The 16,090-nt window shown below is 66.0% G+C and carries 14 protein-coding genes and 1 pseudogene; 6 read left to right on the top strand and 9 right to left on the bottom strand.

The window, feature by feature from the left end; translation table 11 throughout:
* The first annotated feature begins 134 nt into the window (after positions 1–134).
* Both ACV7NQ_RS27015 and ACV7NQ_RS27010 read left to right on the top strand, forming a co-directional pair.
* Positions 135–1,220, top strand: a complete 1,086-nt coding sequence (locus ACV7NQ_RS27015) for an S-(hydroxymethyl)mycothiol dehydrogenase (protein WP_463362187.1) — start codon at positions 135–137, stop codon at positions 1,218–1,220.
* A 55-nt stretch (positions 1,221–1,275) separates the two neighbouring features.
* The gene (locus ACV7NQ_RS27010; protein ID WP_463362186.1) at positions 1,276–1,902 is read left to right on the top strand and encodes an MBL fold metallo-hydrolase; all 627 of its coding nucleotides are present in this window, start codon (positions 1,276–1,278) and stop codon (positions 1,900–1,902) included.
* A 277-nt stretch (positions 1,903–2,179) separates the two neighbouring features.
* On the opposite strand, the gene ACV7NQ_RS27005 is transcribed toward ACV7NQ_RS27010, so the two are convergent.
* The 8 genes and pseudogenes from ACV7NQ_RS27005 to ACV7NQ_RS26970 form a co-directional block, all read right to left on the bottom strand.
* Complete coding sequence (locus tag ACV7NQ_RS27005) at positions 2,180–2,629, bottom strand: DUF350 domain-containing protein (RefSeq protein ID WP_463365833.1); 450 nt, start codon at positions 2,627–2,629, stop codon at positions 2,180–2,182.
* A gap of 50 nt (positions 2,630–2,679) precedes the next feature.
* Positions 2,680–3,843 (bottom strand): annotated as a pseudogene (locus ACV7NQ_RS27000) (glutathionylspermidine synthase family protein).
* Positions 3,843–4,358: a hypothetical protein gene (locus ACV7NQ_RS26995; RefSeq protein WP_463362185.1), complete on the bottom strand. Its 516-nt coding sequence runs from the start codon at positions 4,356–4,358 to the stop codon at positions 3,843–3,845. Before ACV7NQ_RS26995 ends, ACV7NQ_RS27000 begins: the two are co-directional and overlap by 1 nt.
* A gap of 727 nt (positions 4,359–5,085) precedes the next feature.
* The gene (locus tag ACV7NQ_RS26990; RefSeq protein ID WP_463362184.1) at positions 5,086–5,391 is read right to left on the bottom strand and encodes an acylphosphatase; all 306 of its coding nucleotides are present in this window, start codon (positions 5,389–5,391) and stop codon (positions 5,086–5,088) included.
* Positions 5,392–5,623: 232 nt separating this feature from the next.
* The gene (locus ACV7NQ_RS26985; RefSeq protein ID WP_463362183.1) at positions 5,624–6,091 is read right to left on the bottom strand and encodes an OsmC family protein; all 468 of its coding nucleotides are present in this window, start codon (positions 6,089–6,091) and stop codon (positions 5,624–5,626) included.
* 98 nt (positions 6,092–6,189) lie between these two features.
* On the bottom strand, positions 6,190–6,897 hold the full coding sequence (locus ACV7NQ_RS26980; RefSeq protein WP_463362182.1) for a response regulator: 708 nt from the start codon (positions 6,895–6,897) through the stop codon (positions 6,190–6,192).
* Between the two features lie 55 nt (positions 6,898–6,952).
* Positions 6,953–9,787: a sensor histidine kinase gene (locus ACV7NQ_RS26975; RefSeq protein WP_463362181.1), complete on the bottom strand. Its 2,835-nt coding sequence runs from the start codon at positions 9,785–9,787 to the stop codon at positions 6,953–6,955.
* A gap of 74 nt (positions 9,788–9,861) precedes the next feature.
* Entirely contained in the window at positions 9,862–10,026 is a 165-nt protein-coding gene (locus ACV7NQ_RS26970) for a hypothetical protein (RefSeq protein ID WP_463362180.1), read from the bottom strand.
* 380 nt (positions 10,027–10,406) lie between these two features.
* Between ACV7NQ_RS26970 and ACV7NQ_RS26965 the strand changes: the two genes are divergently transcribed.
* The 4 genes from ACV7NQ_RS26965 to ACV7NQ_RS26950 are packed head-to-tail and all read left to right on the top strand — an operon-like array spanning position 10,407 to position 15,229.
* Entirely contained in the window at positions 10,407–10,493 is an 87-nt protein-coding gene (locus tag ACV7NQ_RS26965; RefSeq protein ID WP_463365832.1) for a potassium-transporting ATPase subunit F, read from the top strand.
* The gene (kdpA, locus tag ACV7NQ_RS26960; RefSeq protein WP_463362179.1) at positions 10,494–12,164 is read left to right on the top strand and encodes a potassium-transporting ATPase subunit KdpA; all 1,671 of its coding nucleotides are present in this window, start codon (positions 10,494–10,496) and stop codon (positions 12,162–12,164) included.
* Position 12,165: 1 nt separating this feature from the next.
* Complete coding sequence (gene kdpB, locus ACV7NQ_RS26955; protein WP_463362178.1) at positions 12,166–14,337, top strand: potassium-transporting ATPase subunit KdpB; 2,172 nt, start codon at positions 12,166–12,168, stop codon at positions 14,335–14,337.
* A 1-nt stretch (position 14,338) separates the two neighbouring features.
* Positions 14,339–15,229 carry a potassium-transporting ATPase subunit C gene (locus ACV7NQ_RS26950; RefSeq protein WP_463362177.1) on the top strand — a complete coding sequence of 297 codons (891 nt, stop codon included), beginning with the start codon at positions 14,339–14,341 and terminating at the stop codon, positions 15,227–15,229.
* Between the two features lie 188 nt (positions 15,230–15,417).
* On the opposite strand, the gene ACV7NQ_RS26945 is transcribed toward ACV7NQ_RS26950, so the two are convergent.
* Positions 15,418–16,089 (bottom strand): response regulator, encoded by a 672-nt coding sequence (locus ACV7NQ_RS26945; RefSeq protein WP_463362176.1) that lies wholly within the window; start codon positions 16,087–16,089, stop codon positions 15,418–15,420.
* Between the last annotated feature and the right edge of the window lies 1 nt (position 16,090).

Here is a 16,090-nt window from a genome sequence, read left to right as displayed (position 1 = left end):
GCACCGTCCCTTGCCCGGGCCTGCGAACTCTTCGCGTTCGACACGACACGACACGGCGCGCCGTAGCGTCCCGCAGCCCGGTCACGGCAATATGGACAGGTGCCGCAGCCCGCAGGCAAACCGAGGAGGTATTCGTGTCCGAAACCGTGCGTGGCGTCATCGCCCGCAGCAAAGGCGCGCCGGTCGAGATCGTCGATGTCGTCATCCCCGACCCCGGACCCCACGATGTCATCGTCCGCGTCCAAGCCTGCGGCGTCTGCCACACCGACCTGCACTACCGCGACGGTGGCATCAACGACGACTACCCCTTCCTCCTCGGACACGAAGCCGCAGGCATCGTCGAAACGACCGGCGCTGCCGTCACCCATGTGGCTGAAGGCGACTACGTGGTGTTGAACTGGCGCGCGGTCTGCGGCGAATGCCGCGCCTGCAAACGCGGCCGCCCCTGGTACTGCTTCGCCAGCCACAACGCCAGCGCCACAATGACCCTCACCGACGGCACCGAACTCTCCCCCGCCCTCGGCATCGGCGCCTTCGCCGACAAAACACTGGTCCACGAAGGCCAGTGCACCAAGGTCGACCCCGCCACCGACCCCGCCGTCGCCGGACTTCTCGGCTGCGGCGTCATGGCCGGACTCGGCGCCGCCATGAACACCGGCAACATCACCCGCGGCGACACCGTCGCCGTCATCGGCTGCGGCGGCGTCGGCGACGCCGCCATCGCGGGCGCCCGATTGGCCGGCGCGAAAACCATCATCGCTATCGACCGCGATCCCCGAAAACTCACCTGGGCCACCGAATTCGGCGCCACCCACACCATCAACGCCTCCACCGAACCCGTCGTCGAGAAAATCCAAGAACTCACCGACGGCTTCGGCGCCGATGTCGTCATCGACGCCGTCGGCCGCCCCGAAACCTGGAAACAAGCCTTCTACGGCCGCGACCTCGCGGGCACCGTCGTCCTGGTCGGCGTCCCCACCCCCGACATGATTCTCGACATGCCCCTGATCGACCTCTTCTCCCGCGGTGGCGCGTTGAAATCCTCCTGGTACGGCGACTGCCTACCCGAACGCGACTTCCCCACCCTCATCGATCTCTATCACCAAGGACGGTTACCGCTGGAACGCTTCGTCACCGAACGCATCACCCTCGACCAGGTCGAGAATGCATTCGATGCCATGCACACCGGTGACGTCCTGCGCTCGGTAGTAGTCCTATGAGCATCCGCATCGACCAGATCTCCTGCGGCAATGCGCTGCGCTCGGCGGTGATCCGGTGAGCCTCCGAATCGACCGAATCATCACCTCCGGCACCTTCACATTGGATGGCGGCACCTGGGATGTCGACAACAACGTCTGGCTGATCGGCGACGACACCGACGTCATCGTCATCGACGCGGCCCACAACGCCGACCCGATCGTCGACGCCGTCGGTAACCGCAACGTCGTCGCTGTGGTGTGCACCCACGGCCACAACGACCACGTCACCGTCGCACCAGAACTCGGTAAACGTCTCGACGCCCCGATCCTGTTGCATCCCGGCGACGAGCCCCTATGGCGGATGACCCACCCGGATGTGGACTACCAGTCGCTGGCGGACCTGAAACGAATCACCGTGGCGGGCACCGACATCGACATCCTCCACACTCCCGGCCACTCCCCCGGCTCAGTGTCACTGCATCTGCCGGAACCCGCCGCTTTGTTTACCGGCGACACACTGTTCTCGGGAGGCCCCGGCGCAACAGGGCGGTCGTATTCCGACTTCGACACGATCATCGACTCGATCCGAGACCGACTCCTGACCCTGCCGGAGGAAACCACCGTCCACACCGGCCACGGCGACACCACCACCATCGGCACCGAAAAACCCTCGCTCGCCGACTGGATCGCCCGCGGCCACTAAAGCCCACCCCAATCGAAACGCCGATCACGCGATTGACATCCTCCCCGCCCTGAAGTGAAGGCCGGAGCACTGGCCCACTTCCCGGTAGCCGCAGCGTCAGCGCTGGAGATGACGACTACCCACGCACGGGACACAGCCCCGGCAAACACCGAGAAGCCCCCTCGATCAAGTCCCGCTCAACAGTTCGCACTCCCCACACGAGCCCATCTCCGGCGAGTGGCAGATGATTGTGGGAAACGCCGAGAGGGTTCCTCCGTCATACCCACTCGCGGATCAGCTAGAGGATGGCGAAGGCGACGACCAGGCCGAGGGCGAAGTGGGCGGCGGCTACTACCAGGACTTCTGTTGTGTAGGTGTCGGATTGGAGGGCGGTGCCGATGTCGATGCCGAGGGCGCGTTCGATGACGCGGACGGAGATGACCTGCGCGACGATGCCGACGAAGCCGTACACGCTGGCGGCGACGAGGCCCTCGGAGAGTTTGCCCGCCGAGGCATAGGTGGCGAGGACCACGATGAAGGCCATGCTGACCATGCCCGCAGCGGTGACGATGATCGCGTTGGGCTTGCCCTGCGCCACCAGTCCACGCAACTTGCCGGGGGTGGTCAGATCGATGGCGTAGAAGCCGATCAGCATCAGAACCAGACCGACCATGGCGTAGAGGATGATCGCCCCCACACCCGCGCCGAGCGAGTTCCAGTACCCCGATTCGAGGGCGACTGCGGTCATCATGGTCCTTCCGAGGTGAGTTGCGTGCTGGCTGAGGTGAATCCGGGCGGCTACGTGACGATCCGATGCGGGACGAAGGCCGAGCCGTCGTCGGTGATCAGACCGGCGGTTTCGCGGATGCCGAGCCCCGCGGCGTTGTCGCCGACGATCCAGGCGCCGAGGACCGGCCGCATATCATCGAACTCCGGTAGCGGGTCCAGCAATTGGTAGACGTAGCCCTCTTCGCCGTAGATGCCGCCGGTGGCCGTTTCCATGCCGGCGCCGACGATGGTCATGTTGGCGCCCTCGCGGCCCAGCTTGGGCTTGCGAATGTATTCGGTGAGCTCGTTGGGCTGATCGAGGTAGGCGGGCAACAGGTTCGGGTGGCCGGGGTACATCTCCCACAGCACCGCCAGGATTGCCTTATTGCTGAGCAACGTCTTCCACAGCGGCTCGATCCACATGGTCTGCGGCAGGCTCTCTACGACCCGTTTGCCGAAGTCGTCGTCGAGCGCCCACTCCCACGGGTAGAGCTTGAAGATCGCGTCGATCGGGGCCTCCGCCAGATCCACGAACCGGTCGAGGTCGGTATCGATACCGACCTCTTCGATCGGCAGCGCGATGGTGTCGAACCCGGCTTCGGCGGCGGTCTCCTGCATGTAGGCGGTGGTGACGTTGTCCTCGCCGGTGGCGTCCGCGGACGATCAGGTGAAGTGCAGCTGCGGTGACGGCAGGATGTCGCGCAGCTCGGTCCAGCGCTCGACGAGCTTCTCGTGCAAGGAATTCCACTGGTCGCCGCCGGGGTACAGCGCGGTCAGCCAGTGCCACTGCACAATTGCCGCCTCCAACAGCGAGGTCGGCGTATCGGCGTTGTACTCCAACAGTTTTGCCGGGCGTCGGGCGTCGTAGCGCAGGTCGAAGCGGCCGTACACGTGCGGGTCGTTACGCCGCCAGGATTCGGCGATCGGGCCCCAAGTCCATTCGGGCAGACCGAAATCCTTGAAACGCTCGGTGAGCACGATGTGTTCGACCGCGTTCAGGCACATCGAGTGCAGCAGCTCGACATCGGCCTCCAGTGCGAGGATTTCCGACATCTCGAACTCGTAGTGCACCGATTCGTCCCAGTAGGGCCGGGGTTGGCCGCTGGCATCACGCCCCGGCTCACCGTAGACGAGACCCTGGCCCTCGATGATCTGCTGCCAACCCGGCCTCGGTGCGCTGCGCGCGCGCCGCATTACGAGCCACCACCGCTCTTGCTGCCGAGGCCACCGCGCTGAATGCTGGTGCCGCTCTTGGTCTTTATCTCGGCGCCCTTGGGTTGGACAGTGCCGCCGCCCGTCGGCGGTTTGCCGACGGTATTGGTGCCGCCGTAATAGTAGCGGTACTGGCTGCCGTTGTAGATGAAGATGCCGTTGCCGCCGCCGTATCCGCCGCCCGAGCCGGAATCCGAGCTGGCGAAAGCCTTGTCGCACAGATCGTCGTTCACCACGACCTCTTGGCCGTTCTGATCGATCTGGGTGCAGTACGCGGTCACCTCATCGGGTTTGGTGAGCGCCCGATAGGCGAGGTATCCGCCGCCGACCAAACCGGCGACACCCACGATGGCGACACCGCCGATGAGTATCCGCTTACGTTTGCGTTTCTTGGACTCCGCCGCGGCCGCGGCGACCCGCTGTTGTTCCTCGGCACGCTTGCGCGCCTTGTCCCGCGCCCGCGCCTCGGCTACCGTCGGCGGCCTCGGCTGCGTCACCCCCGGCTCCTGCCGCTGAATACTGCCCGGCCGCGGCGGTATCGAGAAGCGACGCTGCTGGTCCGCTGGGGCGTTCGCACCCGTCGCACCCGGTGCACCCGGCACCGGCGAATCCGCATCCGACACTACAGATTCCGCTCCCAGAGATAGCGGCGAGGTCGACAGCGGTTCCGTGTATTCCGCCAGAGTCGGCACATCCGGCTGCGACGCAGCCCCTTCCGGCGCTGGTGGTTGCGATCCAGACGGGTCCTGCCGGGTGGACGCAGGTTCCGTGTGTTCCACGATGGTGGGCGGATCAGGCTGTGGCGCAGCCACTTCCGGCGCGCCCGATTCCCGTCCAGGTGATACCGACGACGTCGGCGCGGGCTCGGTGTCCTGTGCGAGAGTCGGCATATCCGGTTGCGGTGCGGCCGCCCTCTGTGTCGCTGGTTGCGATCCAGGCGGGACCGACCATGTCGATTCGGGGTCGTTGTACTCCGCGAGCGTGGGCTGATCGGGCTGTGGTGTGGACACGTCCGATTGCGATCCGGGCTTCGGCGCGGATTCGGTAGCGTCCGAGTCAGGGGTAGGTGCGGGTCGTTGCGGCCGAGTGCGGTCCGCGGGTTCTTCGGGCGTGGGACGGCCGGAGGCCGGATCGGGTTCGCCGGAGCCGCGCCGGTCCCTGTTATCTCCGGCGCCCGGGTCCTGCGTACTCAACGATCGCTACCCTTGGTCGCCGCTCCCACCACTAACGCTCCTCGAATCCGGTCAAATCGCCCCGCGCGACGTCCCAGCTTTCCACAACCAGGTCCACCCGGCCAGGCGTGTCCCCGGAGCGCAGCAGATCGAGCAGTCGGGCGCAGTCGCGCCGCGGTCCCTCGGCCACCACGTGTACGCGTCCGTCGCGGGCATTGGTGGCGTGCCCGACCAGGCGGAGTTCCATGGCGCGGGCCCGCGTCCACCAGCGAAATCCGACGCCCTGCACCCAGCCGTGCACCCAAGCGCTGAGCCGGACCACGTCCGATCCCGCCTCGGCGTGCGATGTCTCACCCATCAGGCCCCGTTCAGCGCTGTCCGGTCCACTCTCATCACGCCTCCGACGTCATGCGGGACACCCCTACTCGGTCCATGCCGATAGTCGCTGCGCAATCATCCCCCGCCACACCTGCGATGCCGCGCGCGACATCCATACGGCCGCCGCCCGTCAACACTGGCCAACCGCCCCCACCGCACCAGCGACGCCTCGCGCGACCCAGCCGCCGCCCACGAAAGCCGCGGAACTGTCTTCACGAGTCGACGTCGAACGACAGTGTCACCTTGGTGCCCGCCTTCAACGTCCGGCCGACGGTGCAGACCTTGTCGATCGCGCGCTGCACGGTCACCAGCAACCGCCCGCGGGCCTCCTCGTCCAACCCGCTGAGGTCGAGCTCGAAGACCTCGTCCAGTTGCGGGTACACCTCGTTCTCGCGATCGGCGTCGCCGGAAACCCGGATGGTGGCGTCGAAGTTGTCACCGAGCTTGCGCGAGAGCGGGAAGTCCGCGCTCAGCCCCGAGCACGCGGCCAGTGCGATCTTCAGCAGCTCACCCGGGGTGAATACTCCCGGCACGCCCTGTGATCCGATCAGCACCTCGGCGCCGCGCGAGCTGCGTCCGGTGTAGGCCCGGGTCCCGGTGCGCTCGACCCACAGGCTGGTCTCGCCCGGTGTGGTCGGTGCGGAAGTCGGGGTCACGGATGCAGCGGTCTGATCAGCCATGGTTTCGATCCTGCCATCATCGTCGGAAACGGAGCACGCCTGGCAACGCCCCGACGCCCGCCCGCATTCCGCGGGGCAACCGCCCGACCCCGGCGCGGCTATTCCTGGAAGCGGTAGCCCATGCCTGCTTCGGTCAGCAGGTGCTTGGGGTTGGAGGGATCGACTTCGAGTTTGCGGCGTAGTTGGGCCAAGTAGACGCGGAGGTAGTGGGTTTCGGTGGCGTAGGACGGGCCCCAGACTTCGCGGAGGACTTCCTTGCGACCGACCAGTTTGCCGCGGTTGCGTACCAGCATTTCGAGCATGCCCCACTCGGTGGGGGTCAGGTGGACGGTCTCGCCGTTCTTGGTGACCTTCTTGGCGGCAAGGTCCACGGTGAACGAGGAGGTCACCACCACCGGGTCGGCCGCGTCGGTGTCGGTGGCGCCGCGGCGGACCGCAGCGCGCAGCCTGGCCAGCAGTTCGTCCATGCCGAAGGGTTTGGTGACGTAGTCGTCGGCGCCCGCGTCCAGCGCCTCCACCTTGTCGGTGGAATCGGTGCGCGCCGACAGCACGATCACCGGTGTTTGGGTCCAGCCGCGCAAGCCGGCCAGCACCTCGATGCCGTCCATGTCGGGCAGGCCGAGATCCAGGATCACCACGTCGGGATGCTTGTCGGCAGCGGCACGCAGCGCCGCCGCACCGGTCCCCGCGGTGATCACCTCGTATCCGCGCACCGACAGGTTGATCCGCAACGCACGCACGATCTGCGGTTCGTCGTCGACCACCAGCACCTTGATCGCCGGTGCTTCCTCTTTCTTGTCGGTCATCGGATCTTCCTGTTTCGTGCGAGATGCTCCGCCACCCTCAACCATGGTCATATCATCATCGGCTTCCAGTCTCGTTTTCGTCGGCAGGCAGACCGAAACGTGTCGCGAGCCGGTCGACCGGAACCCGTTCGGCGGGCGCCCCACCCGGCTGCCCGACCTTTGCGTCCTCGGATGTCGGACTGAAGCCCATCCCCGACCCGGTCTCCGAATTCAGTTCGCCGGACACAACACCCGAGCCGCCGACATCGGTCGCCGGGTCGACGCGCACCTCCGATTCAGCGACCGAGTTCGGTTCGGTCTGGGCCTCTGCGGCCTGGGCCACCCTGGCACCATCAACAGCTGTCGCCGACTCGGCGGCAGCGGCCGATTCCTCGGTCGACGCGTCACTCGACTCCGCGGGGCTGTTGTCGTCGGCGGGCAGATCGGCCAGCATCGTCAGGCCGCCGCCCGGTGTGGGTTCGGCGCGCACGGAGCCGCCCATTGCCTCGACGAATCCGCGCACCACCGAGAGGCCGAGGCCGACGCCGGTGGTGTTGTCGCGGTCGCCGAGCCGTTGGAACGGTTCGAAGAGCTGTTCTTCGGTACCGGCGGGGATGCCGGGGCCGCTATCGATTACCGCGATCGATACGCGATCGCCGGTTCGTTCGGCGGTAACTCGGACCGGGGTGTCGCGGGGTGAATGCCGCAGCGCGTTGTCGATCAGATTGGCGAGCACTCGTTCCAGCAGGCCACCGTCGGCCAGCACCGAGACATCGCCGACCTCCACCTTCACCCGATCCATCGCCGCGCGCCGCAGTCCACGCGCACCCATTCCGACGCTCACCAACGCCCGGTGCGCCACCTCGTCCATGTACACCCGACGCAGCTGCGGCGAGACCACGCCCACCGCAAGTCGCGACGAATCGAGCAGGTTGCCGACCAGCGCGGTCAGCTGATCCACCGATTCCTCGATGGTTTCCAGTAATTCGCCGGTGTCCTCCGGCGAGAACTCGATGTCATCGCTGCGTAGGCTGGAGACCGCGGCCTTGGCCCCGGCCAGCGGGGTGCGCAGATCGTGGCTGACCGCCGAGAGCAGCGCCCGTCGCAGTCGATCGGCCTCGAGCAGCGCCGCCGCCGCGCTCGCTTCCTCAGCCAGCCGCGCCTGACGCACCAACCCGGCCGCCTGATTGGCGACCGCGTTGAGCACCGGCCGGTCACCGGATTCCAATGGCCGCCCGTCCAGCAGCAGCCAACTCGACGCATCCCCGGCCTCGATCACGGTCTCGGCGTCGGCCAAGCGCTTGGGCGGGTCCACGCCCACCGCGGCGAGTACCTGCTCACCGCACAGCAGGCTGACCGCCCGCAGGGCGTAAGTCTCCCGCACCTGTTCCAACAGGTTGGTCAGATCCGCGCCGTACAAGACGGCGCCGGCGAACATGGTGAGCAGCTCGGCCTGCCGAGAAGCCTTGCGCGCCTGGCGAGTCAGCTTCGCCGCCACGTCCACCAGTGCCGCGACCGCGACCGCGACGATGAGCAGCACCACCACCGTGACGAAGCTGTTCGGCTCTGCGATGGTAAGGCTGTAGCGGGGAGCGGCGAAGAACCAGTTGAGCAGTACTCCCGACAGCAGTGCAGAGAAGGCCGCGGGCACAACGCCACCCAGCAGCGCGACGGCGACGACACCGACGAAGAACACCGCGCTGATACCGCCGAGATCTAGGTGCCCGTCCAGGAACGCGGCGCTGATCGCGCACACCAGGGCGGGGACGGCCACCGCGGCCAGCCACGCCATCACCGGTTGGCGCGGGCGTAACGAGTGCCTGCGCAAGCCGTGGTTGGCCTCCTCGTGGGTCACCATGTGCACGTCGATCTTTCCCGACCGCTGCACCACGGTGGATCCGATGCCCTGATCGAAAATGCGCGCCCACCGCGAGCGGCGAGAAGTGCCGAGTACCAACTGCGTCGCGTTCACCTCCCGTGCGAATTCCAGTAGCGCAGTGGGCACATCGTCACCGGTCACGGTGTGCAGGCTGGCGTCGAGGCTGGCGGCGAGGTCACGCAGGCGAGCCAGCCGTTCGGTCGAGACTCCGGCCAACCCGTCGCCACGCACGACGTGCACGAGCTTCAGGTCCGCGCTGGATTTGGTGGCGATGCGGCTCGCCCGACGTACCACGGTTTCCGACTCCGGACCGCCGGTCACCGCGACGACGACCCGCTCACGGGCCTCCCATAAGTCGGTGATCTTGTGGTCGGCTCGGTACTTCGACAGCGCCGCGTCGACCTGGTCGGCCAGCCATAGCAGCGCCAATTCCCTTAGCGCGGTGAGGTTTCCGGGTCGGAAGTAGTTGCGCAACGCCGCGTCGACCTTGTTCGCGGTATAGACGTTGCCGTGAGACAGCCTGCGCCGCAACGCTTCCGGGGTGATGTCGACCAGCTCGACCTGGTCCGCGCCGCGCACCACCGCGTCCGGCACAGTCTCGCGCTGCTGGATGCCGGTGATCTGCTCGACGACGTCATTGAGGCTTTCCAAGTGCTGCACGTTGACCGTCGACACCACGTCGATGCCCGCATCGAGCAGCTCTTCGACATCCTGCCAGCGCTTTTCGTGCCTACTGCCCGGAGCATTGGTGTGCGCCAACTCGTCGATGAGCACCACGGCGGGCCGCCGCTGCAACACGGCTTCGACATCGAGCTCGGGCAGCACGGTACCGCGGTATTCGACCATCTTCGGCGGTAACCGTTCGATGCCTCCGAGCAACTCGGCAGTCTTGGATCGCCCGTGCGTTTCGACTACCGCAGCTACCACGTCGCGGCCCCGTTCGAGCCGTCGGTGTGCCTCGCCGAGCATCGCGAAGGTCTTACCGACTCCTGGCGCCGCACCGAGGTAGATGCGCAGTTGACCGCGTTTCACTCTTCCATCATCGCGCGCCGCAGTCCCCTGCGGTGCACCCGACCTGGGTCGAGTCGGCAAATTGGATTCGATTTTCACTCATCGAATACCCTCGACTCCGCCGCGCGCTGCCACCGACCCCGGCGGGTATCGACAACAACGCGCTGTGGGCGGCGCTCGTCCTGCCGTGCCCCCAGGGCTCGGATGACCATCGCGCAGCACACGAACCCGACGATGACGGCGACTGTGACTGCCGACATTGTGTTCCCTCTCCATGACCGATGCGAACCACCGGTTGCGCTGAACTCTCCCGCTGGCCGGATTTGTCGTTTCTACCGCCGCCACCAGGAATCCTGTCGATCTTTACGGAGTGTTGACGGTATCGCCGCCGACTTTGACGGCATTCTTTCAGCTATCCCAGGCCGGGGTGTAAACGAACCGCAAATGCGGGTGCGGGTCGCGCTAAGGAGTCGTAAGGAACCTCGGCATGGGCCCGAATGGACGCTTGACTCGGCCTGGCGCGTCCCACGGATGGGACGCGGTATGGAGGTTGTAAAAACATGTCTGTCGTGGTGTTCACGGTGCTCACCGTGGCGATCTTCGCGCTGCTGGGCCTGATCCAGCGGGGGGTGGAAAAACTGTGATCGCGAACCTGATCGGTCTGGTGCTGGGCGTCCTGGTCGCGGTTTACATGGTCGCGGCTCTTCTTTTTCCCGAGAGGTTCTAGGTGAACACGACAACAGCGGGGATCGCCTTCCTGGCGTCCCTGATCATCGCGCTCGCCCTGGTGCATGTGCCGCTCGGCGACTACATGTTCCGGGTGTACAACAGCAAGAAGAACTCCCGTGCGGAGCGGGTGATCTACAAGGCCATCGGCGTGCAGCCCGAGGTCGAGCAGACCTGGGGCGTGTATGCCCGCAGTGTGCTGGCTTTCTCCGCGGTCAGCATCCTGTTCCTCTTCTTCTTCCAGTTGCTGCAGGGCAAGCTGCCGCTGCACCTGAACGATCCGGGCACGCCGATGACTCCGGCGCTGGCCTGGAACACCGCGGTCAGCTTCGTGACGAACACGAACTGGCAGAACTACTCCGGTGAATCGACCCAGGGCCACCTGGTACAGATGGCCGGTTTCGGAGTGCAGAACTTCGTGTCGGCGTCCGTCGGTATGGCGGTGGCGGTCACGCTGGTGCGTGGCTTCGCCCGCAGGCACACCGGTGATCTCGGCAACTTCTGGGTGGATCTGGTGAGGGGAACCATCCGTATCTTGCTGCCGCTGTCGATCGTGTTCGCGATCGTGCTGGTCGCCGGTGGCGCGATCCAGAACTTCCACCTGCACGACCAGGTCGCGCAGACCCTGGGCGGCACCCAGCAGACCATCACCGGCGGCCCCGTCGCCAGCCAGGAGGCCATCAAGGAACTCGGCACCAACGGCGGCGGCTTCTACAACGCCAACTCAGCGCATCCGTTCGAGAACCCCACCACCTGGACCAACTGGCTCGAGATCTTCCTGCTGCTGGTGGTCAGCTTCTCGCTGCCACGCACCTTCGGCCGGATGGTCGGCAGCCGCAAGCAGGGCTACGCGATTGTCGCCGTGATGGGCACGATCGCACTGTTCAGCGTGACGTTGAGCAACTTCTTCCAGCTGCAGCACCATGGCACCGTGCCGACGGCGATCGGCGCGTCCATGGAAGGCGTCGAAACTCGCTTCGGCGTCGCCGACTCGGCGACGTTCGCCACTGCGACGACGCTGACCTCGACCGGCGCGGTCGACTCGTTCCACGACTCCTATACCAGCCTCGGCGGCATGATGACGATGTTCAACATGCAACTCGGTGAAGTCGCACCCGGCGGTACCGGATCGGGTCTCTACGGCATGCTCATCCTCGCGGTGATCACCGTCTTCGTCGCAGGCCTGATGGTCGGTCGCACGCCGGAGTATCTCGGCAAGAAGATCACCCCGCGCGAAATCAAGCTGGCCGCGACGTACTTCCTGATCACCCCACTGATCGTGCTGACAGGCACCGCCATCGCAATGGCACTGCCGGGTGAGCGCGCATCGATGGCCAACTCCGGGCCACACGGATTGTCGGAAGTGCTGTACGCGTTCACTTCTGCGGCGAACAATAACGGCTCCGCGTTCGCGGGCCTGAGCGGCAACACCGAGTGGTACAACACCGCACTCGGCCTCGCCATGGTGTTCGGCCGGTTCCTGCCGATCATCTTCGCTCTCGCACTGGCCGGTTCACTCGCCCAGCAGGGCACCACCCCCGAGTCGATCGGCACGCTGCCGACACACCGGCCGCAGTTCGTCGGCATGGTCGTCGGTGTCACCGTGATCCTGGTCGCGCTCACCTTCCTGCCCGCACTCGCACTCGGGCCGCTCGCTGAAGGAATCCACTGAAATGACCAGTCCCACTACTGAATCGACCGGTTCCGCCGCCGTGTCCGAGGATCCGAAAAAGCAGGCCGAGCACAAGGGCGGCCGGGTCCCCCGCGGCGCACTCGACCCGAAGATGCTGCTGACCTCGCTGCCGGACGCCGCGCGCAAACTCGACCCGCGCACCATGTGGAAAAACCCGGTGATGTTCATCGTCGAAATCGGCGCCGTCTGGTCGACCATCCTCGCGATCGCCCACCCCACCTTCTTCGCCTGGGCGATCGTGGTGTGGCTGTGGCTCACCGTCATCTTCGCCAACCTCGCCGAAGCAGTCGCCGAGGGACGCGGCAAGGCACAGGCTGACTCACTGCGTAAAGCCAAGACCGACACCATGGCTCGGCGTCTCGTCGATTGGTCGCCCGGCGCCCGGGTGGTCGAGGAGAAGGTCGCCGCACCAGCACTGCAGCGCGGCGATTACGTGGTCGTCGAGGCGGGCCAGGTCATCCCCGGTGACGGCGATGTCGTGGAAGGCATCGCGTCGGTGGACGAATCGGCCATCACCGGCGAATCCGCACCGGTCATCCGGGAATCCGGCGGTGACCGCTCCGCGGTAACCGGCGGCACCACGGTGCTGTCGGACCGGGTCGTCGTCAAGATCACCCAGGAGCCCGGCGCGAGCTTCATCGACAAGATGATCGCTCTGGTCGAGGGTGCGAGCAGGCAGAAGACCCCCAACGAGATCGCGCTGAACATCCTGCTCGCCTCGCTGACGATCATCTTCGTGTTCGCTGTGGTCACCCTGCAGCCGCTGGCGATCTTCTCGAAGGCGAACAACCCGGGCGTGCCCGACACCCAGGCACTCGACCTGAACGGCATCACCGGCATCGTCATGGTCTCGCTGCTGGTCTGCCTGATCCCGACCACCATCGGCGCATTGCTCTCGGCCATCGGCATCGCGGGCATGGACCGGCTGGTCCAGCGCAACGTGCTGGCCATGTCCGGCCGCGCCGTCGAGGCCGCGGGCGACGTCAACACCCTGCTGCTGGACAAGACCGGCACCATCACCCTCGGCAACCGGCAAGCCTCGGAATTCGTCCCGGTGCCCGGCATTCCGGATGACGAATTGGCCGACGCCGCACAGCTTTCCAGCCTCGCCGACGAAACCCCCGAAGGTCGATCCATCGTCGTCTACGCCAAGCAGGCGTACAACAAGCGCGAACGCACCCCCGGCGAACTGACCGGCGCGACCTGGGTGGAATTCACCGCCCAGACCCGAATGTCGGGTGTCGACCTGTCCGACGGCCACCAGCTACGCAAGGGCGCCGCCAGCGCCGTCACCGAATGGGTGCGCACCCAAGGCGGCACCGTGCCCACCGAGGTCGGCGTGACCGTCGACGGCATCTCCGCCTCCGGCGGCACCCCGCTGGTCGTCGGTGAGGTCAACGACGGCACAGCACGGGTACTCGGCGTCATCCACCTCAAAGACGTCGTCAAGCAGGGCATGCGGGAACGCTTCGACGAGATGCGCCGCATGGGCATCCGCACCGTCATGATCACCGGCGACAACCCGTTGACCGCCAAAGCCATCGCCGACGAAGCAGGCGTCGACGACTTCCTCGCCGAGGCCACGCCGGAAGACAAGCTGGCGCTGATCAAGAAGGAGCAGGACGGTGGCCGACTGGTCGCGATGACCGGCGACGGCACCAACGACGCACCCGCCCTGGCCCAAGCCGACGTCGGCGTCGCGATGAACACCGGCACCTCAGCAGCCAAAGAAGCCGGAAACATGGTCGATCTGGACTCGGATCCGACCAAGCTCATCGAGATCGTGGAGATCGGCAAGCAACTGCTCATCACCCGTGGCGCGCTGACCACCTTCTCCATCGCCAACGACATCGCCAAGTACTTCGCGATCCTGCCCGCGATGTTCATCGCGATCTTCCCCGGCCTCGACAAGCTCAACATCATGCGACTGGCCAGCCCGCAGTCTGCGATCCTCTCAGCGGTCATCTTCAACGCACTGGTCATCATCGCGCTGATCCCGCTGGCGCTGCGCGGCGTCAACTACACCCCGACCAACGCGTCGAAACTGTTGAGCCGCAACCTGACGATCTACGGCCTCGGCGGCATCATCGCGCCGTTCATCGGCATCAAGCTCATCGACCTCGTCGTCCAACTCCTCCCCGGGATGTCCTGATATGCGTATGTCAACCTGGATCCGGCAGCACCTTGCCGCGCTGCGTGCGCTACTGGTGCTCACCGCGATCACCGGAATCATTTATCCGCTGGCGATCTTCGCGATCGCTCAGCTGCCCGGCCTGCACGACAAAGCCGAAGGCTCACTGATCACCGTCGACGGAAAAGTCGTCGGCTCCAGCCTCATCGGGCAGTCGTTCACCGACAAGGACGGCAATGCACTGGTGCAGTACTTCCAGAGCCGCCCGTCCGCGGCAGGCAGCAACGGCTACGACCCGACGGCCACCGCGGCATCCAACCTCGGCCCCGAGAACATCGTGGACACTCTGGACGCCGATCCGAAAAACGTGAAGCTGAGCCTGCTCTCCACGGTGTGCTCGCGCAGCAAGGCGATCGGCGACCGTGAGGGTGTCGACGGCAGCCGTCCGTTCTGCACCAAAGACGGTGTCGGTGCGGTGCTTTCGGTGATCGGCCCGCGCGACGCCAACGGTGGCATCTCGCACCCGGTGCAGGTCGTCAGCGTCAACGAGGCGTGCCCGACGCAGCCGTTCCTGTCCACCTACGAGGGTGTACAGGTCGAATGCGCCAAACCCGGCGAGGACTACTCGATCGGCCGGATCGTCCCGATCTACGGCGACGCCTCCACCGACACCCCCGTCCCCACCGACGCCGTCACCGCCAGCGGCAGTGGCCTGGACCCCCACATCTCCCCCGCATACGCGGCCATCCAGGTAGCCCGAATCGCCCAGGCCCGCAGCATCTCCGAGGACCAGGTGCGCCAACTCGTCGACGCCCACACCAACGGCCGGACCCTCGGCTTCCTCGGCGAACCAACAGTCAACGTCGTCGAACTCAACATCGACCTCGACAACAACTACCCATTCCTAGGCTGACCTCGGCGGGCCGGAGGCCATTCATCGAATAGTCGACGGCCTCCGGTGCCTTCCGGCGTCAGTCGACGGATCACTGAACGGCGAGGGCCGGTGACCTCAGGTCACCGGCCCTCGCCGTGTTCACCGTCATGAGAACTGCAGGGCCGCAACGGAAGACAGCCGATCGCCGACCACGCGCCCCGAGTGCACTAACCTTCGGGCTGATAGCGGTAGCCCATGCCCGGTTCGGTGAGCAGGTAGCGCGGGTGGGACGGGACGGGTTCGAGTTTGCGGCGCAGTTGGGATAGATAGTGGCGCAGGTATTGGGTTTCGGTGCTGTACGACGGGCCCCAAACCTGCTGCAGCAGCTGGCGTTGAGTGACGAGTTTGCCGGAGTTGCGGAGCAGGACTTCCAGGATCCGCCACTCGGTCTTGGTCAGACGGACCGCGGGGTCGGTGCGGTGGCCTGCGAGATCAATTGCGTACATACCGATTCGAGCACTCACATCGGATTCGATGGGTGACTTGCGGCGGGTGATCGCTCGGATGCGGGCGAACAGCTCGTCGATGTCGAACGGTTTGGTCACGTAGTCGTCGGCGCCCGCGTCGAGGGCGACCACCTTGTCGGTCCGGTCGCCACGCCCGGACAGCACCAGGATCGGCACGTCGGTCCAACCGCGCAGACCACTGATCACCTCGAGGCCGTCCATATCGGGCAGGCCGAGGTCGAGCACGACCAGCTCCGGGTGACGATCGGCGGCGGCGCGCAGCGCGGCCGCCGCGTCGACGGCCAGATGGGTTTCGTATTTGCGGGCGCGCAAATTGATGGCGAGTGCGCGCAGCATCTGGGGATCATCGTCGACCACGAGAACCCGGGTCATA

Source organism: Nocardia sp. Tas62D01, assembly GCF_055232035.1.
This window is presented reverse-complemented; position numbering and strand designations above follow the sequence as displayed.